Origin of the sequence: Pseudomonas sp. 10S5 (assembly GCF_035019745.1) — a bacterium.
In the GTDB taxonomy this organism is placed as follows: domain Bacteria; phylum Pseudomonadota; class Gammaproteobacteria; order Pseudomonadales; family Pseudomonadaceae; genus Aquipseudomonas.
The window spans coordinates 26,399-53,373 of record NZ_JASJVL010000026.1 but is presented as its reverse complement, the minus strand read 5'-3'; the positions used below and the strand labels follow the sequence as shown (position 1 = coordinate 53,373).

Annotated in this window: 28 protein-coding genes and 2 pseudogenes; 19 read left to right on the top strand and 11 right to left on the bottom strand. The window is 53.4% G+C overall.

The genetic code is table 11. The features are described 5' to 3' along the window. Positions 1-141: 141 nt before the first annotated feature. Positions 142-1,059: an SGNH/GDSL hydrolase family protein gene (locus QN378_RS21790; RefSeq protein WP_323550569.1), complete on the bottom strand. Its 918-nt coding sequence runs from the start codon at positions 1,057-1,059 to the stop codon at positions 142-144. Positions 1,060-1,490: 431 nt separating this feature from the next. Between QN378_RS21790 and QN378_RS21785 the strand changes: the two are divergent. Together QN378_RS21785 and gmd are read left to right on the top strand one after the other, a co-directional pair. Further along, positions 1,491-1,895, top strand: a pseudogene (locus QN378_RS21785) (IS66 family transposase); the annotation flags it as partial. Between the two features lie 459 nt (positions 1,896-2,354). Further along, positions 2,355-3,401: a GDP-mannose 4,6-dehydratase gene (gmd, locus tag QN378_RS21780; protein WP_323550570.1), complete on the top strand. Its 1,047-nt coding sequence runs from the start codon at positions 2,355-2,357 to the stop codon at positions 3,399-3,401. A 13-nt stretch (positions 3,402-3,414) separates the two neighbouring features. On the opposite strand, the gene QN378_RS21775 is transcribed toward gmd, so the two are convergent. Next, positions 3,415-4,398, bottom strand: coding sequence for a GDP-mannose 4,6-dehydratase (locus QN378_RS21775; protein WP_322204948.1), 984 nt, complete (start codon positions 4,396-4,398; stop codon positions 3,415-3,417). Between the two features lie 217 nt (positions 4,399-4,615). Continuing rightward, a complete protein-coding gene (locus QN378_RS21770; RefSeq protein ID WP_322204947.1) occupies positions 4,616-4,774 on the bottom strand; it encodes a hypothetical protein in 159 nt (52 codons plus the stop codon). A 259-nt stretch (positions 4,775-5,033) separates the two neighbouring features. On the opposite strand from QN378_RS21770, the gene QN378_RS21765 reads away from it, so the two are divergent. From QN378_RS21765 to fabF, 3 genes are all read left to right on the top strand, one after another. Beyond that, positions 5,034-5,372 carry a helix-hairpin-helix domain-containing protein gene (locus QN378_RS21765; protein ID WP_323550571.1) on the top strand — a complete coding sequence of 113 codons (339 nt, stop codon included), beginning with the start codon at positions 5,034-5,036 and terminating at the stop codon, positions 5,370-5,372. 222 nt (positions 5,373-5,594) lie between these two features. Continuing rightward, positions 5,595-6,392 (top strand): SDR family oxidoreductase, encoded by a 798-nt coding sequence (locus tag QN378_RS21760; RefSeq protein WP_323550572.1) that lies wholly within the window; start codon positions 5,595-5,597, stop codon positions 6,390-6,392. A gap of 25 nt (positions 6,393-6,417) precedes the next feature. Next, complete coding sequence (gene fabF / locus QN378_RS21755) at positions 6,418-7,692, top strand: beta-ketoacyl-ACP synthase II (RefSeq protein WP_323550573.1); 1,275 nt, start codon at positions 6,418-6,420, stop codon at positions 7,690-7,692. Between the two features lie 73 nt (positions 7,693-7,765). Here fabF and QN378_RS21750 read toward each other — a convergent pair whose 3' ends face one another. Both QN378_RS21750 and QN378_RS21745 read right to left on the bottom strand, forming a co-directional pair. After that, positions 7,766-8,335 (bottom strand): TetR/AcrR family transcriptional regulator, encoded by a 570-nt coding sequence (locus QN378_RS21750; RefSeq protein ID WP_323550574.1) that lies wholly within the window; start codon positions 8,333-8,335, stop codon positions 7,766-7,768. A 156-nt stretch (positions 8,336-8,491) separates the two neighbouring features. Beyond that, the gene (locus tag QN378_RS21745) at positions 8,492-9,940 is read right to left on the bottom strand and encodes an NCS1 family nucleobase:cation symporter-1 (RefSeq protein WP_323550576.1); all 1,449 of its coding nucleotides are present in this window, start codon (positions 9,938-9,940) and stop codon (positions 8,492-8,494) included. A gap of 337 nt (positions 9,941-10,277) precedes the next feature. Here QN378_RS21745 and QN378_RS21740 point away from each other — a divergent pair, with 337 nt between their 5' ends. From QN378_RS21740 to QN378_RS21730, 3 genes are all read left to right on the top strand, one after another. After that, a complete protein-coding gene (locus QN378_RS21740; RefSeq protein WP_322204941.1) occupies positions 10,278-11,009 on the top strand; it encodes an aspartate/glutamate racemase family protein in 732 nt (243 codons plus the stop codon). A 120-nt stretch (positions 11,010-11,129) separates the two neighbouring features. Continuing rightward, positions 11,130-12,662, top strand: coding sequence for a catalase (locus tag QN378_RS21735; RefSeq protein WP_322204940.1), 1,533 nt, complete (start codon positions 11,130-11,132; stop codon positions 12,660-12,662). A gap of 125 nt (positions 12,663-12,787) precedes the next feature. Next, positions 12,788-13,432: an ankyrin repeat domain-containing protein gene (locus QN378_RS21730; RefSeq protein ID WP_322204939.1), complete on the top strand. Its 645-nt coding sequence runs from the start codon at positions 12,788-12,790 to the stop codon at positions 13,430-13,432. Between the two features lie 113 nt (positions 13,433-13,545). On the opposite strand, the gene QN378_RS21725 is transcribed toward QN378_RS21730, so the two are convergent. The 3 genes from QN378_RS21725 to QN378_RS21715 all read right to left on the bottom strand — a co-directional run bounded on the left by QN378_RS21725 (position 13,546) and on the right by QN378_RS21715 (position 15,872). After that, a complete protein-coding gene (locus tag QN378_RS21725; RefSeq protein WP_322204938.1) occupies positions 13,546-14,085 on the bottom strand; it encodes a PaaI family thioesterase in 540 nt (179 codons plus the stop codon). Positions 14,086-14,271: 186 nt separating this feature from the next. Further along, on the bottom strand, positions 14,272-14,829 hold the full coding sequence (locus tag QN378_RS21720; RefSeq protein ID WP_322204937.1) for a DUF1003 domain-containing protein: 558 nt from the start codon (positions 14,827-14,829) through the stop codon (positions 14,272-14,274). A 731-nt stretch (positions 14,830-15,560) separates the two neighbouring features. Further along, complete coding sequence (locus QN378_RS21715; protein WP_322204936.1) at positions 15,561-15,872, bottom strand: cupin; 312 nt, start codon at positions 15,870-15,872, stop codon at positions 15,561-15,563. Positions 15,873-16,055: 183 nt separating this feature from the next. Between QN378_RS21715 and QN378_RS21710 the strand changes: the two genes are divergently transcribed. Further along, complete coding sequence (locus QN378_RS21710; RefSeq protein ID WP_323550577.1) at positions 16,056-17,429, top strand: IS1182 family transposase; 1,374 nt, start codon at positions 16,056-16,058, stop codon at positions 17,427-17,429. A gap of 417 nt (positions 17,430-17,846) precedes the next feature. On the opposite strand, the gene QN378_RS21705 is transcribed toward QN378_RS21710, so the two are convergent. After that, positions 17,847-18,299, bottom strand: a complete 453-nt coding sequence (locus QN378_RS21705; protein WP_322204935.1) for a helix-turn-helix domain-containing protein — start codon at positions 18,297-18,299, stop codon at positions 17,847-17,849. 127 nt (positions 18,300-18,426) lie between these two features. Here QN378_RS21705 and QN378_RS21700 point away from each other — a divergent pair, with 127 nt between their 5' ends. From QN378_RS21700 to QN378_RS21680, 5 genes are all read left to right on the top strand, one after another. Further along, positions 18,427-18,669, top strand: a complete 243-nt coding sequence (locus QN378_RS21700; protein WP_322204934.1) for an NAD(P)-binding domain-containing protein — start codon at positions 18,427-18,429, stop codon at positions 18,667-18,669. A gap of 61 nt (positions 18,670-18,730) precedes the next feature. After that, the gene (locus tag QN378_RS21695; protein ID WP_322204933.1) at positions 18,731-19,189 is read left to right on the top strand and encodes an NAD(P)H-binding protein; all 459 of its coding nucleotides are present in this window, start codon (positions 18,731-18,733) and stop codon (positions 19,187-19,189) included. Next, positions 19,174-19,671: a hypothetical protein gene (locus QN378_RS21690; RefSeq protein WP_322204932.1), complete on the top strand. Its 498-nt coding sequence runs from the start codon at positions 19,174-19,176 to the stop codon at positions 19,669-19,671. The genes QN378_RS21695 and QN378_RS21690 overlap by 16 nt, the downstream gene beginning before the upstream one ends. 96 nt (positions 19,672-19,767) lie before the next feature. Continuing rightward, on the top strand, positions 19,768-20,271 hold the full coding sequence (locus QN378_RS21685) for an NADPH-dependent F420 reductase (protein ID WP_322204931.1): 504 nt from the start codon (positions 19,768-19,770) through the stop codon (positions 20,269-20,271). 205 nt (positions 20,272-20,476) lie between these two features. Continuing rightward, a complete protein-coding gene (locus QN378_RS21680) occupies positions 20,477-20,728 on the top strand; it encodes a hypothetical protein (protein WP_322204930.1) in 252 nt (83 codons plus the stop codon). 1 nt (position 20,729) lies between these two features. On the opposite strand, the gene QN378_RS21675 is transcribed toward QN378_RS21680, so the two are convergent. After that, on the bottom strand, positions 20,730-21,650 hold the full coding sequence (locus QN378_RS21675; protein ID WP_322204929.1) for a LysR family transcriptional regulator: 921 nt from the start codon (positions 21,648-21,650) through the stop codon (positions 20,730-20,732). Positions 21,651-21,709: 59 nt separating this feature from the next. Here QN378_RS21675 and QN378_RS21670 point away from each other — a divergent pair, with 59 nt between their 5' ends. The 5 genes from QN378_RS21670 (at position 21,710) to QN378_RS21650 (ending at position 26,368) form a co-directional block, all read left to right on the top strand. Further along, entirely contained in the window at positions 21,710-23,062 is a 1,353-nt protein-coding gene (locus QN378_RS21670; protein ID WP_323550578.1) for a serine hydrolase domain-containing protein, read from the top strand. 31 nt (positions 23,063-23,093) lie between these two features. Next, entirely contained in the window at positions 23,094-23,957 is an 864-nt protein-coding gene (locus tag QN378_RS21665; protein ID WP_322204927.1) for an NmrA family NAD(P)-binding protein, read from the top strand. Positions 23,958-24,016: 59 nt separating this feature from the next. Continuing rightward, on the top strand, positions 24,017-24,862 hold the full coding sequence (lepB, locus tag QN378_RS21660; RefSeq protein WP_322204926.1) for a signal peptidase I: 846 nt from the start codon (positions 24,017-24,019) through the stop codon (positions 24,860-24,862). Positions 24,863-24,909: 47 nt separating this feature from the next. Next, positions 24,910-25,734 carry an aldo/keto reductase gene (locus QN378_RS21655; RefSeq protein ID WP_322204925.1) on the top strand — a complete coding sequence of 275 codons (825 nt, stop codon included), beginning with the start codon at positions 24,910-24,912 and terminating at the stop codon, positions 25,732-25,734. Between the two features lie 139 nt (positions 25,735-25,873). Beyond that, complete coding sequence (locus QN378_RS21650) at positions 25,874-26,368, top strand: SDR family NAD(P)-dependent oxidoreductase (protein WP_322204924.1); 495 nt, start codon at positions 25,874-25,876, stop codon at positions 26,366-26,368. A 186-nt stretch (positions 26,369-26,554) separates the two neighbouring features. Here QN378_RS21650 and QN378_RS21645 read toward each other — a convergent pair. After that, positions 26,555-26,949 (bottom strand): annotated as a pseudogene (locus tag QN378_RS21645) (RidA family protein). Positions 26,950-26,975 lie beyond the last annotated feature (26 nt).

Genomic DNA, 26,975 nt, shown 5'->3' with positions numbered 1-26,975 from the left:
GGAGCCGTATGCGGTAGTTCCGCACGTACGGATCTGGGCGGGGGGCGGCAGGCAACTGCCGTCCCTACCGCGACCAATACAACGAGCCCGCGAGGCAATGGCGGTCGCAGGCATGATGGATATTATTTCTGAGACAGCACACTAGTTGATGTCTTGGCGGATGCGGGGAGCGAGTATTTCAGTTATTTTTTGATAGCCTTCGATATTGGGGTGAAGTCCAGTATCCCAAAAATATTTATGTTGGTCTGGTAACTTACGAAATTCTTTGTCCAAGTCTATCACTTTGCAATTACAGCCTTTACCATTCCACGCTAAGATTGCCTTATTAACTTTTTCGTTCCGTGCGTCGTGCTTGTCGAGCCGTGGCAAAAGAGTAGAAATAAGGACTTTCCCGCCTCTCTTACTAAGAGTTTTGGCAATAAGCTTGAGATTATTAATCGTGATCTCTGGAGTTGCGAATATCCAGTCGTTTGTTCCGGCAAGTATGAAGTAATAATCAGTAGGCTTGATTTTATTCAGGCGATCAATTATGTTCTTTGTAGTATTACCGCCTTCCCCGGCATGCCCATAACCGAAAGGATCGGTATGTGGTCCTACGAATTGAACACCCGGTAACTCTGGAGCGAGCATGCACCGGAAATACCGACCGTAGCTCCACCATGTAATAGAGTCTCCTATCATTGCAAGCGTTTTAGAAGCCTTCAATGGCGCTGTTTTAAGGACGTAAAACTTGTATGGGCCGGGCATGTTTAAAACCTTTCCTGATTCCCATTCAATGTTGCCTAGATAGGAGAACCCTTTTGTTAAGAAAGTCTCGCCAATCCTGAATCGTGCCGATGACGTCGTGGAGTCCATTTCATATAGCGCATCAAAGTCGAATACGGAATTTTTACCGGTGATATTTCCGGTGTTTCGCGAAAATTTAATGCTGCTAGGAGTAATAGCTGCTACGTCAAACAAATTAATAAGCTGCTTGCTAACTATTTTCGCTGGCTGAAGCTCACATGAAGCGTTCGCTGTCGAGGTACACAGCACGAATAAGAGGAGGAGTTTCAACATTGCGGATTGAATTCTTAATAGGGCCCATAGTGCAGCAAGTCTACAGTCAATCGCCCGTAATGTCAGGATGACATGCGCTTGTCAGGGGAACTGATGATCAAGACGTTCATCGCGAAGTTTTTTGGCATCACGAATACTATTTGCATATACGGATAGCGATGCCTTGACATTTTTTCAGACATGGCTAAGGCGCAACCGTGGCAAGCCGATTCCGACGCAGGCGCTGCAGAAAGATCAGGCAGTATGCGGCGATGTGCATTTTCGCAATCAGCACCGCGAGGCTCTGGGCATGAATTCAAGCGTGGCCTTTTGATTACGTCGGCGCCATCCATAGGCTCTAGGGAGGTTTGAAGTAATGCCTCTTTTTCCGTCAGGCGAGTCTCAGCGCCCAGAAAAGAAAGCACATCACTAAAATTCAAAAATATTGACACCGTCAGGAAAAGAACCTGCCGATTCTGGCGAAGTTTAAAAATTGCTGGAGAAAACGTAGCCTCAAAAGCTACTGCAAAGCGTGCTGGGTAACGCGGTTAATTATCTGGCCAATAATTTGGAGCCGACAGGAACATTGCGTAGAAGCCGGTTTTTACCCATAGACAACAACATGGCCGAGCGCGCAGTAAAACCGTTTGTCAGGTCGCAAGGCATGGCTGTTCAGCGACCTGCCCAAAGGCGCAGCGGCCAGCGCTCAACATTACAGCCTGGTCGAGACGGCAAAGGTCGAAGGCCAAGAGTCCTATACGTGGTTGCGCCAAGTATATGAGCGTTTGCCGCATGCGCAGACGGTAGAAGACTGTGAAGCCTTACTGCCGTGGAACTGTTCACCGGAAATGCCACGTAAACCGTTACCCCATACTGAAGTAGATGGGGTTCATGGATCGCATACGATGCCGTTATCCGAAGCGGAAGGCGATGTGTGCATTACGATAATCTCAAGCCATGTTTCACGCCCGCGCGGTCTTAAACTCTGCGCATGCTGGGAAATCAACTGGACGGAAGCTGAGAGTTCTCATTCGTGTCTGGTTGTGACGCGCCAGAGGTCCGCCAATGATTTAAAGCCTCACCTTAGTCGCACATTTACGTTGTCCGGCAACGGAAAACGGGCCACGGCACCATTAGTTTGATCTAATCGGCACGCCTAGCCGCCGTATAATCATCATGCTCACTGGAAGGAAGTGCTCACGCGTCTATCTAGGCATTAGGTGGGTGAGGCTTTAGAGTTGCTGCCGCAAAAATGTCAACAGGTTTACTTGCGCAACACGGGATCTGCAGACGCATACGGAGCGGAAAGCCAACCAATGAATACGCACCTCAAAACAGCAGTCGTCACCGGCGTCACAGGCCAAGACGGCGCCTACCTCACCCAACTGCTCCTCGAAAAGGGCTACAGGGTTTTTGGCGCCTACCGACGCACCAGCTCAGGCAGCTTTTGGCGCCTCGAAGAGTTGGGCGTCGCGAACCACGAAAATCTGGAGTTGGTCGAACATGACCTCACAGATTTGGGCGCTAGCATTCGGTTGCTGCAAAAAGCCGGACCGTCGGAGGTTTACAATCTGGCGGCTCAGAGCTTTGTCAGCGTGTCGTTTGATCAGCCACTGACCACCGCTCAAATTACCGGGGTGGGAGTTGTTGTGTTGCTCGAAGCGATCAGAATCGTTAACCCCATGATCCGCTTTTATCAGGCGTCCACGTCGGAGATGTTCGGTAAGGTCCAGCAGGTTCCTCAAACGGAGGAGACGCCATTCTATCCACGCAGTCCTTATGGCGTAGCCAAGTTGTATGGGCACTGGATGACAATCAACTACCGCGAGTCTTATGGGATTTTTGGTGTCAGCGGCATCCTGTTCAATCACGAGTCGCCGTTGCGTGGCAAAGAGTTCGTGACGCGTAAGATTACCGACGCCGTGGCGCGAATCTCCATGGGCTTGCTCGACTGTCTGGAGCTGGGCAATCTTGACGCGAAGCGCGACTGGGGTTTTGCCAAGGAGTATGTCGAAGGCATGTGGCGGATGCTTCAAGCTGACGTTGCAGACTCGTTTGTGTTGGCGACTAACCGCAGCGAAACGGTTCGGGAGTTCGTCAATATTGCGTTCAAAGCGGTGGATATCACCTTGGAGTGGAAGGGTGTTCAAGAAAATGAATACGGTATTGACGTCGCTACCGGCAAGACTATTGTCCGGGTTAACCCTCAGTTCCGTCGCCCCACTGAAGTCGAACTATTGGTCGGTTCAGCGAAGAAAGCCCGTGATGTTCTGGGTTGGAAGTCAACGACAAGCCTGGAAACACTTTGTCAATTGATGGTAGCAAGGGATATTGAGCGGGTTAAAAGCGGCAAGTTGTTTTAATGTAATGAAAGCGTTAACGGGCATTAATTCTGGGCTGACGGTTCGTTGTCGAACTTACCTGTAAGCGCCAGTAATCCAATAAGTCGTGCAGGGTTTGCTCCAGCGCAATCACGGGTTTCCATCCAGTAGCTTCTCTGAGACGCTGGTTGTCGCCTGCAGCTATCTGAATGTCCGATGGGCGCAGCTTTTCTGAATCAACTTCAACCCTGATTTTCGCAGTGCTTAAAGAGAGCAACAAACCCAACACATCGCTAATTTTATGCGGCTGTCCACTGGCTATATTCATGCAGCGTGGGTAGTCGCGGCTGCCGGCTAACGTCAATACGGCGAGATAGGCGCTACAGACATCCTGAACGTCGAGAAAGTCTCGGCTTGCTTCGAGATTACCCACCTTAAGCACTGGTACTTGCTGGCCTGATTCGATCAAGGCGATCTGTCGAGCAAAGGATGCAGTGACGAAGTCTGGCGATTGTTGCGCACCAATGTGATTGAACGGGCGGGCGATTACGCCTTTGATGCCTTGACGAAAATACTCTTGGAATGCGCTTTCTGCGGCCAACTTACTCGCCGCGTAAGGATTTAGTGGTTCGCAGCGAGTTTGTTCGTCAACTGGCTGGCCCGACTTGAAGGCCGCGCCGTAGACTTCCGAGGAACTCGCGAATAGGACGAACGCGTCGGGCACATGCAATCGGATGGCTTCGAGCAAATTCATGCTGCCCATCACATTGGTCTGCCAAGTCCGCAACGGCTCGCGGAAGCTGGTAGGCACATGGGAAATCGCTGCCAAATGTACGATATGAGTAGGTTGAGCTTGGGCAACGGCTCGTGCGAGGTCTTGGGGATCTCGTATGTCAGCGGTGATCTGCTCATCGGCGGCGATCTCAGCAAGCGGTGAGTGACCGGTGAGGGCGATAACCTGGTGGCCGGCCCTTCGCGCTCGGTCTATTAAAAACTTACCAACGAAGCCGTTAGCGCCGGTCAACAGCAAGCGAGGCATGGGTATCTTCTCCATCAGCGAGACTACGCAGGTCAGCGGCAATTATGATCTGTTCTTTCTGGCGTGCGGTTAACCAATAGATCGATTGCCACTTGAGTTGATGGCGTTCAGTTCACGAGTCAGTAGGCAAAGAAAGATACCGAAGGTTTAATACTGTTACGGATGATTGTCGAATGACAGCTAATGCCTAGCTGAATGGAACAACCATCGCCATCAGCTATTTAATCGGTGCCGTCTGAGCATCGGCATGGGCGCGCTGGGCATCCGCATCCGCATCCGCTTTACGACTATTACGTTTTCCACTTTGGATCAGGCTTAACGCAATAAATGTTCCTATTACTGAAATAATGCCCCACCACAGAAAAAAATTCAGCATAGTGACTCCAGAAATTCCCTACCGCTCTGGTCGATTTCGCGCAGATATAAGGCATCGCGCACGGTAATGCTCTGCGTAAATTTAGCCTTAAAATTCAGTAGTTCAAGTTATATATTCAAAAACGGCTAAGCGAATAATTATTTCAAGGCTGTTTAATATTTGGTAACCCATCCCCTTTTGACGTTCCGCTCCCCTCGACTACCTTTGAAAAGCAGCCTCGGAATGCTGTTTCTCACTTTAACTGTATGGAGCGTCACCTATGCGCAGTGCTTTTCTCTCATCCATTCTGTTTGCATTCTTCACTACCGCCTCAGTGGCTGTCAGTGCGGCGCCGGTTGCACAACCGGCGCCGATGCCGCCGACGTCGGTCAATGCCGTTGCCACGCAGGCCGAGCCTTCCGCCAAAATCAATCTCAACACCGCAGATGCAGAAACCCTACAAAAGGAGCTCAGTGGAATCGGCAGTGCGAAGGCCAACGCGATTGTCGCTTACCGTGAAGCGAACGGCGAGTTCGCCTCGGTCGATGAGCTGCTAGAGGTGAAAGGCATCGGTAAAGCGATTCTGGACAAAAACCGTGAGAAGCTGGGCATCAATTAAATATCAAGGTTCACACAATGGCTGGTCATCGCGACCGGCCATTTTTTTGTCTGTCATAACGCATTTGCTCTGCACTGGTGACGCTGCTCAGACGGTCTATGCTTCTATGTCGAATATCCGTTCAGCTCGGGCTTCTTGACACGCTTCATGGCGGCCATCATATTATCTGGCTTGATTATGATCGTAATATAAATCGTCTAATTTCCCGCAGGAGTCTTCACTATGACCACCTCCAACCCTAAAGGCACCGCCCTCATCACAGGCGCCTCTTCCGGCATTGGCTTCACTTATGCTGATCGTTTGGCCAAGCGCGGTTTCGATTTGTTATTGGTTGCTCGCGATCAGGAGCGCCTGGAGACCATGGCCTTCCGGTTGCGTGAGGAAACCGGTGTAACGGTCGAAGTGCTCAAAGCCGACTTGATCGACAGAGCTGATCTGCAAAAAGTTGAACAGCGCCTGCGCACCGATACGTCGATTTCGCTGTTGCTTAACAATGCCGGTGTGGCTTCGGTCGGTACGCTGGCGGAGTCCGACCTGAGTGGTCTGGATCGAATGATCCAACTCAACGTGGTCGCGCTGACCCACTTGGCGTCAGCCGCAGCGGACGGTTTTTCCAGAGCCGGGCGTGGTTCGATCATCAATATTGCATCGGTTGTGCCGCTTGCACCGGAGATGTTTAACGCCACCTATACCGCAACCAAGGCCTATGTATTGAGCCTGACACAATCATTGAATGCTGAGCTCAAAGAATCGGGCGTGCGCGTGCAGGCGGTCATGCCGGGCGCTACACGCACCGAAATTTTTGATCGCAGCGGTATGGATTTGAGCCAGTTTCCAGCCGAGTGGGTGATGGACGTTGGTGAAATGGTCGACGCCGCATTGGCCGGTTTTGATCAGGGTGAATTAGCGACTATCCCGTCGTTGCCGAACGCAGCCGATTGGGATGCCTTTATGACCGCCCGAGCTGCGCTGACACCTAATATGTCCTTAAGCAGCGCAGCGTCTCGTTTCAAGGCTTGAGATCTTTTACGTGGAGGTTTATTACATGAGTAAACGCCGGGTTGTTGTTACAGGTATGGGCCTGGTCTCGCCATTGGGCACCGGCGTGGAAGCTGTGTGGAAGCGTTTATTGGCGGGTCGATCTGGATTAATTCGGTTGTCTGAAGACGTTGTAGGCGATTTGCCGGGCAAGGTCGGTGGAGTTGTTCCGCTATTGGCCGATGATGTTGAGGCCGGGTTCGATCCAGATACCGCTGTTGCGCCTAAAGAACAGAAAAAGATGGACCGTTTTATCATGTACGCGCTGGTTGCAGCCAAGGAAGCAGTGGCTCAAGCCGGTTGGGTCGCCAACACCGCGGACGCTCAAGAGCGAACGGCGACCATTATTGGATCGGGCATCGGTGGGTTTGGTGCTATTGCCGATGCTGTACGTACTACTGACGCTCGCGGTCCGCGGCGTTTGTCGCCGTTTACGATCCCGTCGTTTTTAGTAAATCTGGCGGCGGGACATGTGTCGATTCAACACGGCTTCAAAGGTCCGTTGGGTGCCCCGGTAACTGCCTGCGCTGCGGGGGTGCAGGCGATTGGCGATGCCGCGCGGTTGATTCGTTGCGGCGAAGCGGACATCGCTATCTGTGGAGGGGCCGAAGCTGCCATCGATAAAGTCAGTCTTGGCGGCTTCGCAGCGGCCAGGGCATTGTCCAGTGCATTCAATGACACACCGCAAAAGGCTTCGCGTCCGTTTGACCGTGATCGTGATGGATTTGTCATGGGGGAGGGCGCGGGTATTTTGGTGATTGAATCACTTGAACACGCGTTGGCACGCGGGGCAAAACCTATTGTTGAATTGGTAGGTTACGGCACCAGCGCCGACGCTTATCACCTCACTGCGGGTCCGGAAGACGGCAGCGGGGCGCGACGTTCCATGCAAGCAGCCCTAAGTCAGGCTGGCATTCAGCCGTTCCAGATCCAGCACCTCAATGCGCACGCTACGTCCACGCCCGTGGGTGATAAAGGCGAGATGGCGGCGATCAAGTCGCTGTTTGGAGATCAAAAATCAATCGCAGTGAGTTCGACCAAATCAGCCACCGGGCACTTGCTCGGAGCGGCCGGCGGAATTGAAGCAATCTTCACGGTGCTGGCGATTAGAGACCAAATCGCGCCTGCCACTCTTAACTTTGAAAACCCCGACGAAGCGGCGCAGGGGCTGGATATCGTCCATGGTACTGCTCGGCCGATGAAGATCGAATACGCTTTATCTAACGGGTTCGGTTTTGGCGGGGTCAATGCCAGCGTGTTGTTTAAGCGCTATCAGGATTGATTGGCGGCAGATATAGCTTCCCGAAGCTATTCGGGAAGCTGTGCGTCAGGCACCCCGCGTCATTCCTGTTGTTCTAGCTTTTCGTCTGCTGCTTCAACCACTCACGAGTGTCTTCAAGAATCCGGTCGGACAACTCGGGGTCCAGTGCGCTGCGCGACAGCACCAGTGCACCTACAAGTGCCGATAACATGACGGTGCTCAGTTCTGGCGCATTCGTGTGAGCGACGGATAGACCACGCTGGATGGATTTCAAGCGGTTTTTGATCACCTCGTCGGTGATCATGCTGGCTTGACCGCGCTGGCCTAGCTCAGCCGACATGGTCGGTAGCGGGCAACCTTCTGCGGGAGATGCGCGATGTGCCGCTGACAGGTAATGATCAACAAAAGCCGCCAGCGGGTTGTCGGCTTTTTCGAACAATGCATTGCAATGAGCGGACAGGCTGTCGGCTGCCTGGCGTAACGATTTTTCTACCAGTTCATCTTTGGATTTGAAGTGTGCATAAAAGCCGCCGTGGGTCAGCCCCAGGGACTTCATCAGCGGTTGTAGACCGGTAGCGCCAATGCCATCGCGGCGAAAGCGCGCTGACGCCTCGTTGATAATTCGTTGGTGGGTTTGAGCTTTATGGTCTTCCGAATAACGCATTGCCGGAGCTCCCGAGCGTGGCTCTATAAAATGCTGACTATAATTTTGTCATGGATCCACATACCCCGGCAGCACTCATTTGCGGTTCGACCTGCCGTCGGTCAGATCAAATGAGTGTTGCCCGATAGTCAACAGAACTTAAGGATGCGCAGCGATCTACGCTGCCTCTCTGCTACCCGTCGCTGCAAACACCGCTGGCGAGCGCTGTTCCAGTAGGTAATAAAACCCACCGCCGAGTATGCAGCCGGTGAACCAGGCAAAGTTGGCGATTGGCTGGAACCACGGCACGAAGCTGAAACACAGACCGATGAGGCCCGCTGCCACTAGCGCTTTGATAGCTGTCCAGTTGAAGCCGTTTCTGTACCAATATCGGCCAGCGGGTGTGTCATCGAACAACGCGTCGACATCGATCTGCTGACGTTTCACCAAGTAATAGTCCACTAACAAGATGCCAAACAAGGGGCCGATGCAGGCAGCCAGCACGTCTAGGGTGTAGTGGATCACTGCAGGGTTATTGAACAGATTCCAAGGCGTGATAAATACCGAGAGCACGGCGGCGATCATGCCGCCCAGGCGCCAGCTGATTTTGCTCGGTGCCAGGTTGGCGAAATCGAACGCCGGCGAGACGAAGTTGGCGACGATGTTGATGCCAATGGTCGCGGTGACAAAGGCGAAGGCGCCTAACAATACGGCGGTGGTGTTATCGATGCGGGCGACGGTCGCGATAGGGTCGTGGATCATTTCCCCAAAGATTGGCAACGTCCCGGACACAATTACCACAGTGACCAGTGAGAAGGCCAAAAAGTTAACCGGCAAACCCCAGAAATTGCCGCGACGTACGTCCGCCATGCTCCGTGCATAACGGCTGAAGTCGCCGAAATTCAGCGTCGGGCCTGAGAAGTAAGACACTACCAGGGCCGTTGCCATCACTGTTTGGCCAAAAGCTTCCCAGCCCGACAGTTGCTTTTCAGCCAAGGCAAAACTGATATTGCTCCAACCGGCGCGCCAAACAATCCAGGCAGCCAGCAGTAACATCACTGCATACACTGCAGGGCCGGCCCAATCGATAAAGCGTCGGATCGAATCCATGCCGGTCCAGAACACTACCGCCTGCAAAACCCATAACGTCAGAAAACCGAACCATCCCAAGTAAGAAAGTCCTGCGAACGTCACCTGCTGGTAAGCCGCCAATTGCGGGAAGAATCGCAGTACCACGATGATCAGTGCGCTGGATGCGAGGTAGGTTTGGATCCCATACCAAGCCACAGCAATCAAGCCGCGAATCACCGCCGGGATGTTTGCACCAAACACGCCGAACGCCATTCGGCAGATAACAGGATAGGGTACTGCCGCTTGCTGGCTAGGTTTAGCCACCAAATTAGCGATGACCTGAATGATGCAGATGCCCACCAGCAGCGCGATCAACACTTCCCAACTCGCCAAACCTAAAGCAAACAAGCTAGACGCAAACACATAGCCGCCGACGCTATGCACATCGCTCATCCAGAAAGCGAATATGTTGTACCAATTCCACGTTTGCGGCAGTGGACCGAGATCTTTGTTATAGAGGCGTGGGCTGTAACCCATCGGACGTTGCTCGCTCATGACACGTTGCTCCTTGTAGGCCTGCCTGCACTGACATCGCGTACGAGACTTGGCATTGTTGTATACGATTATGTACGCACAATATGTGCCAAATGCATTGATCAAGAGCTTTTGAGCCTTTCATGCGGTGGGCTGCAGCAAGGAGGTAACTGGAGTTTTTTTTTGCGAGATATCCGAATGTGAGCGTCATGCCCAATCGCGGTGCGCCCGCGCAGATGCGGTGCAGCGTCAACGGATTTTCCAGGTATGGACAATTAGCGCTAGATTGCTGTTTAACCGCTGATTTATAGTTGTATACAATTATTAAATATAATTACGCAAAAAATGAGGTGTGTTGATGCGTATTCAAGTAATTAACCCCAATACTAGCCAGGCCATGACTCACAAGATTGGCATTGCGGCGCAAGCAGTGGCTCGCGCCGGGACAGAGATTTTTGCTTGCTGCCCCGAAGATGGTCCTGAGTCGATCGAAGGTCACTTCGATGAGGCGATTGCTGCCGTGGGCATGCTCGAAGAAATTCAGAAGGGTGTGGCTCAAGGTTATGACGCGCATATAATTGCCTGTTTCGGCGACCCCGGCTTATTGGCTGCTCGGGAGTTGGCCATTGGTCCTGTGATCGGCATTGCCGAGGCGGCATTTCATGTTGCCAGTCTGGTCGCTACGCGTTTCGCCGTGATCACCACCCTGGGCCGGACGCGGATTATTGCTGAGCATTTGCTGCAACGGTATGGCATGCACGACCTTTGTACGTCGGTCAGTTGCCTTGAAATCCCCGTGCTAGCGTTGGAAAGCTGCAACGACGCTCTGATCGAGCGAATTGCTGCCGAGGGGCGTCGATTAAGGGATGAAGACGGTGCCGGCGCGATTGTGCTGGGATGTGGCGGCATGGCAGATCTGCGCCACGTGCTGAGCGAAGCGATTGGAATACCGGTCGTCGAGGGCGTCAGCGCTGCCGTGAAACTGTCAGAGTCATTGGTTGAGCTGGGTTTGGGCACGTCGAAACAGGGTGATTTGGCCTACCCGTTGAGTAAGCGTTTTATCGGCCGCTACGCGCATTTGAGCCGATAGGTTTTAGCCAAAAATACGACGCCATAAAAATTCACTATCGAACTGATTAGTTCTAGAAGCTGTTTCATCCCTGCAACAGTGACCATCCTTTGAGCACGTTTCTGCCCATTGGAGTTCCTGATGTCCACTAAAACTATAATATTGCGCCTGACCGTATTGGCCACTTTGGTCAGCGGCCAGGCATTCGCTGCTCAAGCTGAGCAACTGACCCGTGATTCCGGTGCGCCAGTTGGCGATAACGAGAATTCACAAACCGCAGGCCCTGCGGGCCCGGTGCTTCTTCAAGACGCGTCCCTCATCGAAAAGCTTCAGCGCTTTGACCGCGAACGTATCCCGGAGCGCGTGGTGCATGCCCGTGGTACTGGTGCTTTCGGTGAGTTCGTGCCGTCTACCGATATTCATGACCTGACCGTCGCCGACGTATTTAAACCGGGCACCAAGACCCCGGTGTTTGTGCGTTTCAGTACTGTCATGGGCTATCGCGGCTCGCCTGAGCAGGCCCGCGACCCTCGGGGTTTTGCGGTCAAGTTCTATACCGATCAAGGCAACTGGGACATGGTTGGCATCAACTGGCCGATCTTCTTTATTCGTGATGCGATCAAGTTTCCCGACTTCGTTCATGCGAACAAGCCAAGTGCTGTGACCGGAGTACAAGACCCGGATCTAGCGTTTGATTTCTTTGCCCACACTCCAGAAGCCACTCACATGCTGACCCGTCTTTACACGGTTGAAGGCATGCCTGACTCCTATCGTCATATGAACGGATCGGCGGTTCATGCCTTTAAGTTTGTCAACGCCGACGGCAAAGTGCACTACGTGAAGTTTGCGTGGAGAAGCCAGCAAGGCGTGCACGGTTTAAAGCCGGATGACATCGCCAAATCGTTAGGCAACGACTGGAACATGATGTCCAACGACTTATACGCCGCTATCAATAAAGGCGATTTTCCAAAGTGGGATCTTTACGTCCAGGTGCTTACGCCAGGCGAGCTGGGTAAATTCAACTTCGATGCGCTGGATGACACTAAGGTCTGGACCGGTGTACCCGAAAAGAAAATCGGCACCATGACGCTGAACCGCATGCCTGATAACTACTTCGAATCCGTAGAAGAATCAGCGTTCGCTCCGTCGCGCCTGGTTCCCGGCATTGAAGCTTCGGAAGACCGGATGCTGCAAGGCCGTTTATTCGCGTATGCAGACACTCAGATGTATCGTTTGGGCGCCAACTATCAGCAACTGCCGATCAATCGTCCGCTGACCCCTGTGAATAACAACAGCCAAGATGGCGCAATGAACGCCAGCGGTCGCAAGGGCAACATCAACTTTGAACCATCGGGCGTGCATGAGCTTGCTCAAGACCCTAAATACAAATACTCGGCGACGCCGCTCAGCGGTGCCACACAACAATTGGCAATTCACAAACCAAACAACTTCGCGCAAGCGGGGGAGTACTACCGTGGGCTGTCCGACGCTGACAAAGGCTACTTGATCGACGCACTGGGCGGTGACTTGAGCAAGGTCACTAACGACAGCAATAAGTACGCAATGCTCTCTTATTTCTACAAGGCCGATGCCGATTACGGCACCCGGTTGGCCAAAGCCACCCACAGTGAAGTTAGTCGGGTTAAAACCGCAGCAGGCTTATTGAAGGACTGACGGCAGCAAATACCCCCTGTAAGAGCTACCGAAGGCTAGTAGGTCCGAAGGCTCATTGCGTTGAAGGACAATCGCAGCCTAGGTAACTTGCTCTTACAGGGGGAATTCTTTAACGAGGATCTCCCATGAATTTCAGGCTGCGCATTTGGTTTACGGTGGCAGGCGTCGTTTTATGTCTACTAGCAATTGTCAGCTACCGCGTTGCCCACGTGATATATCCCAATGCTTGGCTACCGAAAAGCGCCGATCAATTTCAGGTCAGGCCAGGCATCAAACGTGTTGATCCCCATACTTACGACACTGAATGGTTTGATGCGGCACGGGCAGGGCGTCAGGACATCAGTCAGGCTCTATTGCACGCCGGTTACCCCGTTAACCTGCAAGGTAACTCGGGCTATACCGCGCTGATACTGGCGACTTACCATGGCCAGTCAGGTGAAGTCTCTATGCTTTTACAGGCAGGTGCTGATCCTTGTTTGGCCGACCACAATGGCAATACCGCGTTAATGGGCGCGCTGTTCAAAGGCGAGGAGCGGGTTGCGAGTCAGTTGCTGGCGCTTTGCCCGGTGGACCAAGTAAACAACAGCGGTCAGACGGCTTTGTCATTTGCAGCACTGTTCGGGCGGCTGGACATAATTGCCCGTTTAGTAGCCATCGGAGCAAACCCTGACCACCTCGATATGAAGGGCAATAGCGCGCTGGCTATCGTCGAACAACAGGGCAACCTACAAGCCGCCGCCGCATTGCGTGCAGTGGGCGCGCAGGACTAACTCCGCACAAATCCCGTAGACGCAGCTCGTCGGTGAGAAGCCTTACCGGGTGGTCCGTAAATCGCCTCGTCAACAAGCTGGCTTTAAAACTGTTGGCATCTGCAACCCAAAGGTTATTGGGTCATGTCGAAAATCATGCAGGTAGTGGTGCCGGTGGCGTACAATCTGTCATCCACATCGTACAGACGCCCTTCGGCTAGCGCGGTAGAACGACCCAGATGAATGACTTTGCCTTCAGCTCGAACCGGGCCGGTATGGCTGCCCATTGCACGAACAAAACTCACGCGTAAATCAAGCGTGGTATAGCCCTGACCCTTTTTCAACTGGGTATGGATCGCACAGCCCATGCACGAGTCCAGCAACGTCGCGGCATACCCTCCATGCACTGTGCCCAGCGGGTTGTAGTGACGCACACTCGGCGTGCCTTGAAAAACAAAACGCCCGAGCGACCATTCTATTGGGATGAAATCGACCAGCTCGCCAAACGGCGGGCAGGGCAGCTCACCGTTGCCGATACCGTTGAAAAATTCGGCTGGAGTCAGTGCGCTGACATCGGCCAGGCTGGTGGTGCCGGGGTTAGCAAGACGAGTCCTGGAGGCGTGCTCCTCTGCCAGCCATTGGGCGGTTTTTTCTTCGCGAGAGAGGATTTGCATGGAGAGGTACTCCGGTCATTGCATCATCGGCTGATGGGATGACAGATATAATCCATACATTTTATTACGCTCGCAATATAAATTTTAGCAGGGCTATATGCTCTGCTGGCAGTTGCGCTGGGCCTGTAATCAGATCGCCCGCGGCTTAGACCTGCTTTCGGTTTTTTACAGATGGTTTCGAATGAATCACTGCGCTGCTGGTTTTTTAACAAAATGCTGGTGCATATCGAGCGTCAGGGTTTCGATGCGCTCAGTCAGGGTTTTTGTCAGCTCAGTCATGCGCGTGTTTTGCTCCAGCAGCTCAAGCAGCAACGCCGAGTTTTGCGCTGCGCTGGCCAGCCGTTGTTCATTGGCGACGGCCAATGCCTCGCGATGTTGTGCATCTGCATCCGCATTGGCTTTGTCACGTGCAGCTTGGCGGGTTTGTGCCAGCAAAATCAGGGGTGCGGCGTAGGCGGCCTGCAAGCTGAACGCTAGGTTGAGCAAAATGAACGGGTAAATATCAAAATGGGTCAGCCCGGCGATATTGGCGCCGATCCACAAAATCACGATTAGGGTTTGTGCGCTCAGAAAGGTAGGTGTGCCAAAGAATCGCGCAAATGCCTCAGCCTTTAGCGCAAAGGCGTCATTGCCAAATGTAGCTGCCAAGTGAGCATGAGCCTTATGGAAGCGCAAATGATCCACTGGCAATTCTTTCGGCGTACCGGGTTGGACTGCAGAATTCTCGGACGTGACGGGGTTCATGACAACTTCCTGATGTTCGGTTGAATACGAGAGGGCTCTCATGGCCCCTGCATTACTATAGGTGACCATTAGCAGCCACGATATGTTCGCCGAATATTGTCCCTGTACATGGCCTGAACACAGTCCAGTTTGACAGCATGCGGTTGATTAATAAGCCTTTCAGAGACTGAAAATCTCGGCAGTATCCAGAAGTGAAACGAAATAGAACCCGAAGAATTCATCGATGTAAAGGAAAGATGTCAACCCATGGACATCGATTTGGATGAATATTTGTGAGGGTTTAAATTAGGTCTTCGATGTCCATAGACAATACACATTTTTCACAGAAATGGATCACGTGGTGTTCATGGCAAATACGCGAATTTTGTGGCGACGAAAGCTAGCGTGATCAAGATGAGCCCGAAATCGCGGTTGTGGCCACGAGCCATTGAAGGCCCTCTGTAGGGATCTATAGGCAGTGGCCGTCGTTAGTGCCAGAGTGGAAGGGTTCAGATAGCTGCCGGAGGCTTCTAACCAGAACCAGTTCTCCATGAACGTCAGAAGCCTCGAATGCGATCATCGGAGGCAGGCTGCTTCTGGCCGAGTGCAGCCGGTCACTACCGGCAGCTCTCGACCCAAAGCTGCCGCTGGCGACCAGCAGAAATCGGAAAAAGCGGCCTGCCTCCGATGCCGCTATCGATCCTGAACGATCTGTCGGAGCACTGGTAACGATTAGCGAAAGCCTAAGCAACTCAAACGCTGCCCTCACGTTCGATCACCAGAATCCGCGCTTCTCCACGAGGATGCGCAACATGCTCACATCCAACCCCTGCGAAAAACACGTCGCCAACCACCAATGTCACGACGCGTTCGATGCCTGACTCGCGATAATGCATATCTACCGCGCCGTCTAGGACTGCGAATACCTCTTCACCATCATTGATATGCCACTTGTATGGCTGGTCGGTCCAGTGGAGGCGGACGGTGGTTCCGTCCATGTTAGCTATGTCGTCAGCACCCCAAGCGCGAGTGGCGGTGAAATCCTTGCTACGAATAACTCTCATTGATCGTGGTTCTCGAACATATAGTGAATTGGTAGCAATTTATCAGAGTCGTTGGCCGTCCACTACTGACCGAAAATAAGACCTGGACTGAACGCCCGCTTGTGGCCGATTCTGTTGAAAAAGTAGACCTTCAACTCGGCCTGCGGCAAAATATGGACATCAGCCGGCGGGAGGATTCGCAGCATGATGGGACAATTATCGAGTGGACAGGAACGGCTGTTTTACTCGTTCAACATTGAAGATCACATCCCACCAAATCACCTCCTGCGCAACATTGATCGGTGTCTCGATCTTAGCGACCTGCGCCATTACCTCGCCGATTTCTACAGCCCAATCGGGCGTCCTTCGATTGATCCTGAACTGATGATTCGTATGCTGGTTGTGGGCTATTGCTACGGCATTCGCTCGGAGCGGCGCTTGTGCGAAGAGACCCATTTGAACTTGGCGTATCGCTGGTTTTGTCGGTTGAGCCTTGAAGATGAGGTCCCCAATCACTCTACTTTTTCGAAGAATCGGCACGGCCGTTTTCGCGACAGCTCGCTTTTCCGATGGCTGTTCAACGAGGTGCTGCGTCGCTGCATGGACGCGGGTCTGGTCAAGGGAGAAGGTTTTGCTGTGGACGCCAGCGTCATCAAGGCGGATGCCAGTCGGCAAAGAGGCGTACCCGGCAACGAAGAGGTCAACTGGAGCGATCCGTCACTCAGTACCCGCGCCGTCCGTGAGTACCTGGAAGCGCTGGATGAAGAAGCTTTGGCTGAAGCACTGCCCAAGCGCCTGTCGCTGACCGATCCACTTGCACGTTGGACCGCAGCGCCAGGAGGTCCGGCGTTCTTTGCTTATTCGACGAACTACCTGATTGATGTAGAGCATGGCGTGATCATGGATGTGGAGCCGACACCAGCTCATCGCACCGCCGAGGTCGAGAGCACCAAGACCATGATTGAGCGGGTCGAAGAACAGTTCGATATCAAGCCGAATCGGCTCATCGGCGACACCGCTTATGGAACCGCACCGATGCTGGCCTGGATGGTCGACGAAAAAGATATCGAGCCACATGTGCCGGTTTGGGACAAAACCGAGCGCAAGAACGACAGCCTCTCGATCAGCGACTTTCAATGGAATGAAGAGGCGCAGGAATATCGTTGCCCCACCGGACACGCGTTGCGTAGCGAGTGGCGAGCCTTCAAGAACCAGCGCTCGCATGTCACGAAAGCCGACACCATCATCTTTCGATCCCGGCAAACCGACTGTGCTAAATGCTCAATGAAAGAGCGCTGCTGCCCGAGCACTTCGTTTAGAAAAATCGCACGCAGCGTCCATGAAGCGGCGCGCGATGTGGCGCGGCGCATCGCAAAGACACCTCAATACGTGTGCTCTCGCCACGAACGCAAGAAGGTCGAGATGTTGTTCGCTCACCTCAAACGAATCCTGAAACTGGATCGATTGCGACTACGCGGCATGACCGGTGCGAACGATGAATTCACGATGGCGGCAGCAGTACAGAATCTCCGGAAACTGGCCAAACTTACCTCTCAAGGGCCGCCAACGACGGGATAGGTGCGCCCGAAGTAAGCAAAAAACCTCAAATCAACCCACTAACCAAGCTGCAACGGCCAACGCAGAACCGAAAAGCCATTCAACGTGGCGAATAGGTTCTGAAGAGACAGCCAACCTCAACGTGTTCCAGTCTGAAATTTCGACTTTTTCAACAGAATCGGCCGATAGGAGCCACTCATCGCTGACCGCTTTCGCCCCGTTACTACCTCGCCAACGACCGCTTTGGGGAAAGGTAGTAGCGTTCTGGCCCCCCCCATTGAGCTCTGGAAGGCGCACGCACAGCTGCGAGGACGCCGAGCAAGACGCTATTCAACTGGTTTTGATTTCTATCAGTCCCAGTCGACCGGGTGGCTCGGACAAGACCATTTCGGTTGCGAGGTTCCTGACCTCGTTTTTGCTTTTTGCTTACCGTCCGGTTCAGTCCTTGATCTCGGGAAACATACATCCGCCATTGCGGACCAGCACCTTCACCTCTTCGCTGACCTGCGTGGGGCATTGATTTAAGCGAGTGACGAACTCCTCGAGGTCCCGTACGTACGACTTCGAATCGTGCTTCGCGCTCCAAAGGACGATGTTGAGCACGATGGGAATAAGGTCCAGGCCCTTCTCTGTCAGCGTGTAGAAATCCTTGCGCCTGTCGTCAGGGCTGGGGGCCTTCGAGAGAATTCCTTGTTCCTCAAGAAAGGCAAGGCGGGAAGCAAGGACATTGGTCGCGATCCCCTCTTCCGATTTCAGGAACTGGCCATACGTCTTCTTACCAACAAAAACGATGTCGCGAATGATCAAGAGCGACCACCGGTCGCCGAAAATCTCCACGCCATAGTTCACTGCGCAATGGGACCGAACGTCTTCTTTAGATGGTGTTTTCATGGCTAGATCTTAACATCGCTTGCATAGCGCAAGTAAATTTATGTGCATCGCTTTCTTTTTTGCAAGTGAGTCGGCCAGCATGGGCTTACGTTGAGCGTGGTCGCCGAATAGCAACGGCAGCCCATGAATGATCAGCCCCATATCTGTAAGGGAACTGCACATGAGCACTATCAGCATCATCGGCTCAGGTGGCATGGCCGCAGCGATCGGCGGCCTTGCCGCCAAGGCCGGACACACCGTCGAGGTTATGAGTCGTGACGCCGCCAAGGCGCGGGCACTGGCCAAGCAGGTCGGCGCCGGCGCGACGACAGGAACGTTCGGCGCCGCCCCAGTCGGGGATATCGTCATCTTGGCGGTTCGCGTCATCTGACCAGGCTGCGCGCACACCCTTCACTACCTCTCTTATCACACTGCTTAGAAGGCCCAATAACATGCACGTTTTTGTTACTGGCGGCACCGGTCACTCCGGTCCGTACATCATCTCTGACCTTATCGCCGCCGGCCATGAGGTTACTGCCCTGGCTCGGTCTGATAAGGCCGCGGCGCAGTTTGCTGCGCTCGGCGCCAAGGTACGTCGCGGCAATCTCGAAGATCTCGACGGGCTCAAAGAGGCGGCCGCAGCTTCGGACGGCGTCATCCACGTCGCGCACCGGCAGGACCTGGTTCCAACTGGCGGGATAAACGCCGTTGCGGCCGCAGAGCTTGCGATCATGCTCGCCTATGGCGAAGCGCTGGCTGGAAGCGGAAAGCCGTTGGTCGTGTCTGGAAGTGTCGGCTCGCTTGGTGGGAGGGTCTTGGCCGGGCGGCCACCGAAGAGGATCTGCCCCTACCCGGCGGCGATCCGTACAAGAATACCCTGCGGGTTCGAAACATCGTGGAAACCACGGTGATCGGTCTTGCCGAAAAGGGCATTCGGTCTTCAGTCGTGCGGATACCCGAGATTATGCACAGCTCCACCGATAACGCCGGCTTTCTTCCACTGCTGATCGGGCTGGCTAAGGAAAAGGGGATCGTCGGCTATCCTGGGGAAGGTACCAACCGCTGGGGAGCCGTACATGCTCGGGACATCGCCGCTGTGTTTCGCCTGGCGCTGGAGAAAGGCGCACCGGGCAGAAGCTGGCATGCAATCGCCGACGAGGCTGTCCCGTACCGCCAGATCGCCGAAGCCATTGCTAGCCGGTTGAATCTGCCGGCCGTGCCAATTCCAGCGGACGTGCTGATGCTGCCTGGCCACTTCGGGTTCTTGGCGAATCTGGTCACGCTGGACACCCCGACATCGAACACCATCACGCGCCGGCTTCTTGGCTGGGAACCGACTCAGCCCGGGCTCTTCGCCGATCTTGATAACGGTCACTACTTCCCGGCCGACTAATCAGCTCAACGCACCCCGCCGGCTCGCAGTGCACCCGGCGGCGGGTAACCCGTCCAGAAAAAACAGAAATACCTGATTTAGAAACGGAGACTGCACATGAGCACGATCAGCATCATTAGCTCGGGTGGCATGGCTGCGGCTATTTCCAGCCGTATCGCCAAGGCCGGACACACCGTCGAGGTGATCAGCCGCGACCCCGCCAACGCGCAAGCGCTTGCCAATAAGGTCGCATCCGGAACGATCACAGGGACTTACGGCGCCACTCCTGCGGGCGACATCGTCATTCTCGCCGTGCCTTACACCAGTGCGGTGGCGGTACTGGCCGACTTTGGTAAAGCACTCGACGGTAAGGTGATCGTCGATATCACCAACCCGGTCGCTCCCGATCTCTTGGGCCTCGCTACCCCCACGGCAGTTCCGGCGCGCAGGAGATCGCCAAGGGCGCCCCAGCCAGCTCGCATGTCGTCAAGGCGTTCAATACCCTCTTTGGCCACGTACTTGCCAAAGATGAAAGCCTGGATGCGTTCATCGCGGCGGACGACGCAGACGCCAAGGCGCGCGTCTCGGTTTTTCTCGAGAGTCTCGGGCTGCGTCCGTTAGATGTCGGCGGCCTGCAGATGGCCCAGACGCTCGAGTGGCTCGGTCTGATGATGATCGGATTGGCTAAAAATGGCGCCGGAACCTGGGACATCGCCATGAAAGTCGATATCGGCTGAGTCATCGAAACGACGTCCTCATCAACAGGCTTACAACGTGTCCGATTGAATCGGACACGTTTCTGAGTAAAGGAAATGGAGGAATTTCGATGAGCACACAAGAGAATCTCCAGACTGTGAAGCGTTTTTTTGTAGCCATGGGCCGCGTTCAGGCGCTCAACGATTTTGTAGTGTTTGGTGCAATGGTTTTAGGTTCTTTTGCGTCGGGTGGCCTGTTGAACCGGTATGGATGGAAAGTTATTTGTGGCCTGGCGTTTCTGCCTTTGGTTCTTGGCTTGGGCACACTGCTGATAGACAAGTACCGACTCAGATACGGCGCCCGATTATCGTCATCGCAGTGAGTTAATTTGAAAGAGGCGCATCTTCTTGCAAAAACTCACTCACGAAATCAATGAACGCTCTGACCTTGGCGGGCGGTAAGTGCCGTGAAGGATAGAGGGCATATAGAGAAAATTTCTCACCTGCCCAGCCTTGGAGTAATTCAACAAGCTGACCATCGACGATAAGGTCTTTCACTCCACTGGCCTTGATACGAGCAATGCCAACGCCGGCCAGGCACGCGCCTATCAAAGTGCCTGATTCGTTGACCAATAATCTGCTGGTGGTCTTAATCGGTACCGTCGTATTGCCCAATGTGTATTCCCACTCCATAGGCAACCCGGTCATGGTGCTTTTCATCTGAATACAGGAATGGTGAATCAGATCAGAGGGTGTTTTAGGAGACCCGTGTTTACTCAAGTAATCAGGCGAAGCGACAGTGACCGTACTGGTTTCCAGCAATTTGCGTGCGATCAAGGTAGACGACGGTGGTTGGCCGAAGCGGATCGCAATGTCGAATCCTTCGCCGACCAGATCACCCAACTGGTCGCGGACGAGGAGTTCAAGGGAAATCTCTGGGTACAGCGTCAAGAACCTGGCCAGGTGGGGCGCCATCATCCGGCGGGAAAAGTACGTGTCAACGTTAACCCTCAGTCGGCCCCGCACTGCTGTGGATGCGCCGGAGGTCAAGTTGACCGCATCACCTATCCCTGCCAACAACGGACTGATCTCTCCGTAGAGCATGCGTCCTTCGTCCGTTAGCGTCACTGACCGTGTCGTTCTATCGAACAGTCGAACGCCGATGCTTGTCTCCAGGCGTCCAACAGCGCGGCTGATGCCAGAGGGCGACATGCTCAATGCTTCAGCCGCCCGCGCGAAGCTGCCACTGTGGACGATAGCGGCCAAAACGCTGATGTTGGAAAGCAGGCGACCGTCAAAACTCATATCGTTATCCACTCGTGCGTAAAAGTCACTAAAGATGTGACTGATTGGGCATTCTGTCAATGATCGAGCGTCGCTACTCTGGCCCTGTATTCAAATTCAGGTCCTTATTCATGTCATACGATCTCACTCGCCGGAACATGCTCAAAGGTGCATCGGGTCTTCTCGTCGCTTCAGCCTTTGCGGGGTTACCCGAGGCCAAGGCATCAACCCATCCGACTTGGTCTACACCCAAGCCGGATGCTTCATTCACGTCCATCGACCAGGCCCTTGATGCAGCCGTTCGAAATGGCACAGAGGCTGGGGTGGTGGCGATCGGTGCGACGAAACGAGGTGTGGTTTACGAAAAAGCGTACGGCAGCGGTAATTTGGAGTCGGGAACGGCGATTTCATCACAATCGGTGTTCTGGTTGCTGTCGATGACTAAAGCAATCACTGCAACCGCGTGCATGCAATTGATTGAGCAAGGGAAAATGTCGCTTGACCAACCAGCAAGCGAAATTCTTCCGGAATTAGCTTCACCTCACGTGCTTGAAGGGTTTGATGCATCGGGACAGCCTCGATTGCGCGCGGCTGTTCGGCCCATCACCGTGCGACACCTCTTGACCCATACCTCTGGATTTACCTACAGCGTATGGAGCGAAGCGTTGGGCGAATATGAAAAAGTTACGGGTATGCCTGATATCGCCACGTCCAAAAATGGCGCCTTCACGGCGCCACTGGAGTTTGATCCGGGAGACCGCTGGGAATACGGCATCAGCCTGGATTGGGTTGGGAAACTGGTCGAGGCGGTGAGTGGCCAGTCATTGGAGATCTACTTCAAGGAAAACATTTTTTCACCACTGGGCATGACCGATACGGGCTTTCTTATCAGTAGCGCTCAAAAGCATCGGGTGCCCACTCTTCATATGCGCCAGCAGGATGGATCGTTGAAGACGGGCCCGTTCGAGATGCCCCAGCGTCCTGAGTTTTTCAGCGGAGGCGGCGGTTTGTTCAGCACACCTCGGGACTATTTGAAGTTTCTTCAAATGCATCTGCACGGTGGCGTGTTCAACGGTTCGACCCTTTTGAAACCAGAAACTGTCGCGACGATGTTCGTCAACCATATCGGCGACCTGAACGTGGTCGAGATGAAATCAGCACAACCTGCGTATTCAGAAAGCTTTAATCAATTTCCTGATGCCCCGCACAAATGGGGGCTGTCCTTTGACATCAACAGCCAACCGGGCCCCAACGGTCGAAGTGCGGGTAGCGGAAGTTGGGCCGGGTTGCCGAATTGTTATTTCTGGCTAGACCCGGTCAAGCAGGTGACCGGTGCGATATTTACCCAGACGCTGCCGTTTTATGACCCAGCAGTAGTAAAGCTTTATGGACAGTTCGAGCATGGGCTTTACGCTGGTTTGAATAAGGCTTGATGTACTCCTAACACCTAAAGGAAACACAACTATGTATGTCATCACAGGTATCACCGGAAAAGTCGGCGGCGCAGTGGCACGTGCGCTTCTCAATAATCGTCAAGCCGTTCGCGCGGTAGTAAGAGACCCGGCAAAGGGCGCGTATTGGGAAGCACTGGGTTGTGAGGTCGTCATTGCCAATATGGATGATGCGCCGGCACTTACCCGCGCATTTGAGGGCGCGAGTGGTGTTTTCATTCTTCCGCCCTCCGAGTTCGATCCTGCACCGGGATTTCCGGAGGCGCGTTCTGTCATTGATGCCGTGTCACAGGCAATCGACTCTGCCCGGCCAGATAAAGTGGTATGCATATCCACGATTGGCGCCCAAGCGACTCAAATCAATTTGCTAACCCAGCGTACATTAATGGAAAAGGCGCTGAGCATCCTCCCGGTGCCGGTCACATTCCTGCGTCCGGGCTGGTTCATGGACAATGCGGCGTTTGATATCGCATCCGTTCTTGAGCAGGACATGATCAATAGCTTTCTTCATCCGCTCGATAAACAGGTGCCGATGATCGCGTCGGCTGACGTCGGTGAAGTCGCTGCTGGATTGCTTCAAGAGCAATGGACGGGTACGCGAATAGTCGAACTGGAAGGCCAATGGATCTCGCCAAACGACATGGCGAAGGTCTTCGGTGAGATTCTGGGCAGAACTATTTCCGTTGAAGCAGTCCCGCGCGAAAGCTGGGAGCCGATGTTTCGTGCTCAGGGTGCCTTAAATCCGTTGCCCAGGATGCAAATGCTAGACGGTTTCAATGAAGGGTGGATTGAATTCGAGCGCAGCGCTGATGTTCGGATGAAAGGGAAAACCACGCTTGAAACGGTTCTTAAAGGTCTTCTTTTTCAGTCGAAATAAGCTCACGTGGCTTGCCTTTCATCGGGCACGGCGCGGCTAACGAATTGGGTAGAAGTCAGATGGATTTGGATTTTTCGTTGGTACTCTGCGCTGTGCTGACGGTGACCGGCATTGCGAAGATTCTTGAGTTCGCAGTCATTAGTAAAATGCCCAGTATTGAGGCGCTGGCCGTCATATCAGATGCGGCTAATAACGGGGTCGGCCGTGTGTTAAGTTGGGCAGTGTACGGTGTGCGATTTTTATTCAGTCTGTTTGCAGTCATCCTGGTGGTCTTCATTATCCGGTCGTTCATCGTGGAGCCGTTCAGGATTCCGTCTGACTCGATGCTGCCGACCTTGGAATCGGGCGACTTCATCCTGGTGAACAAGTTTGCTTATGGACTTCGCGTCCCTGTCATGGGAACAAAAATATTGAGTTATGGCATTCCTGAGCGGGGCGACGTCATTGTTTTCCGCTACCCACAGGATCCCCGTACACACTATATAAAACGCATCGTGGGTCTGCCGGGTGACACCGTCGCGTATAGGGATAACCAGCTTTTTGTAAATGGCGTAAAGAATGCCGTCGACTTGGTGCCTGGCCGGCTGGACACGCCAGCGGGTCTATCCGCCAACAGATACAGTGAAACGTTGGCTATTCACACCCATGATATTTACGTCAATCCAAGAGGCGACCATAACTTTTATCCAATCTGGAAATTTCCTCATATAGAAAACTGCGTTTATGGGGCATCAGAGGTCAGCTGTCAGGTTCCCGCAGGCTACTACTTCGGAATGGGTGATAACCGCGACAATAGCGCCGATAGCCGCTATTGGGGATTTGTGCCGGAAGCTAATATCGAAGGCAACGCTTTTGCAGTCTGGCTGAACTTACGGAAACTTGAAAAAATTGGTCTTATTGATTAATTCGCTACGGTCTTCATCACTAAATTATATAGATTAAAGGTGATTTGATGAAAAGCTTGATCTCTAAAAGTTTGACTATTCCCCGTTTAGGTTTTGGTACGTTCCGTATGCCCGGTGACGGCTGCCAAGCGGTAGTCGAAAGTGCTATCGAAGTCGGTTATCGGCATATTGATACTGCGGCTATGTACGACAATGAGGCGTCGGTAGGTCGTGCACTAGCCGCATCAGGTATAGCGCGCAGCGAACTGTTTGTTACGACAAAAGTGTGGCACGACCAGCTCGAGCCAACCGCTTTGTTGAAATCGTTCGATACGAGCCTGTCAAAGCTTGGGTTGGAATACGTCGATCTTTACATGGTTCATTGGCCTTCGGCATCCATGGACATGGCTGCCCTGATGAAGACACTTGGTTCTTTGCGTGATAGCGGACGAATTCGGGAACTGGGGGTTTGTAATTTCAATATGCCGATGCTTCGTACAGCGATCGATGAGTTGGGTGCATCCGTTGCAGCGGTTCAGGTCGAATACCATCCATTCCTTGATCAGACTCGTCTTTTAACCTTCCTCAGGGAGAGAAATATTCCATTGGTCGCGTACGCGCCTCTGGCTCAGGGTAGAGCAGCGAGTGATCCGACGTTGATGCAAATAGGCGCTAAGCATGACGTCTCGGCAGCTCAGGTCGCCATCGCGTGGCTACTTGATCAAGACGGTGTGATCGCAATTCCGAAAGCGCAGCGCGCCGAAAGTCAAAAAGCGAACTTGGAAGCCCTTGCGGTGAAACTGGACGATGAGGATCGGCAGGCGATCGCATCTCTCGCTAAAGATCAGCGCTTTGTCCAGCCTCCGTTTGCGCCTGATTGGGATGCAAAGTGATCTGGTAACTAATCGATTAGGAAAGTTATTCAGACGTTTCAATAAATGTCTCTGAATCGATTGCAGCCCCTCATGCAAGGCTGCAATCGACCGAATCTGTGCGTTGTGGAGAGCGTCGTTTTACCCAGAGGAAATTACAATGAAACTGGATGGTTGCATTGCATTGGTCACAGGCGCTAACCGCGGCTTGGGCCGTGAGATTACCGAAGCGCTCCTTCGCGCCGGTGCGCAGAAAGTCTATGCCGTTGCCCGCAATGGCGGCGGTGCAATTGCCAATATGCTATCGGTCGTAAGTTGGTATGCGTATCCATTCAACGCCACCTATTGCGCTTCCAAGCACGCGGCACTGGCACTTGCCGATGGCATGCGTATACAGTTACGTAGCAAGGGTACAGTCGTCACCGGTGTATACGCCGGGTTTATTGATACTGATATGGCTGCTGAGGTCAGCGCTGAGAAAGTAGCCCCAAGCGAAGTCGCAAACAGGCTTTTGGAGGGCATTGAGGATGGTGCCGCCCACGTGTGTGCCGACGAATATTCAAAAGCATTGTTTGCAACCCTGTTTGCGAATCCCGCGAGCGTAGAGCGTGAAATGCAGATAGCGTGGGACAGCGACAACGCTTGGTCTAATTAATTAATCAACCTTGCAGACGGCAGGCAAACCCATTGCGTTGTTTCACGTCCTTTGGGTACGTAGGTCCGGAACGTCACGTTGGTGAGCAACTGTCTCTGTTTCACGGATTAATGCCTGCGCAATTTTTTGGACCTCGAAAGGCTCAAGCAAGCCTGGCAATTTAACGTAGCCAAGGGTCTTGAGAAATTACCGCTGCACGGCGATGCATTTGATCTCTACGAGGAGGCCCGGATGAGCCAACTCACTGACGCCTATGCATGTCCATGCACAAGTGCTTCTAGGAAAGACTTCATCCTTCACGCGTCTGAAGACGGGCATGTGGCGGTGCATATCCACGTGATAAGTCGTCATCCCGACGACATCTTCAAATTCGCAGCCCCCGGCTGCCAAAAGACAAGCCGAAGATTGTCCCACGCCGCCAAAAACTGCTGCTCAGGGTCTTCGATAACTAATAATTCCGGCGTCCGGCCTACTTGACCAGCGCAGTAGACAGTTTTTCCTACCTTTACAGCTGGCGCGTAACCAGCACGATCGCAAAGCATTCTCATACTGTCTGGAACGATGGTTTGACGGTCAGTCATGGTCTTAGAGTCCAAAATTTAAACGG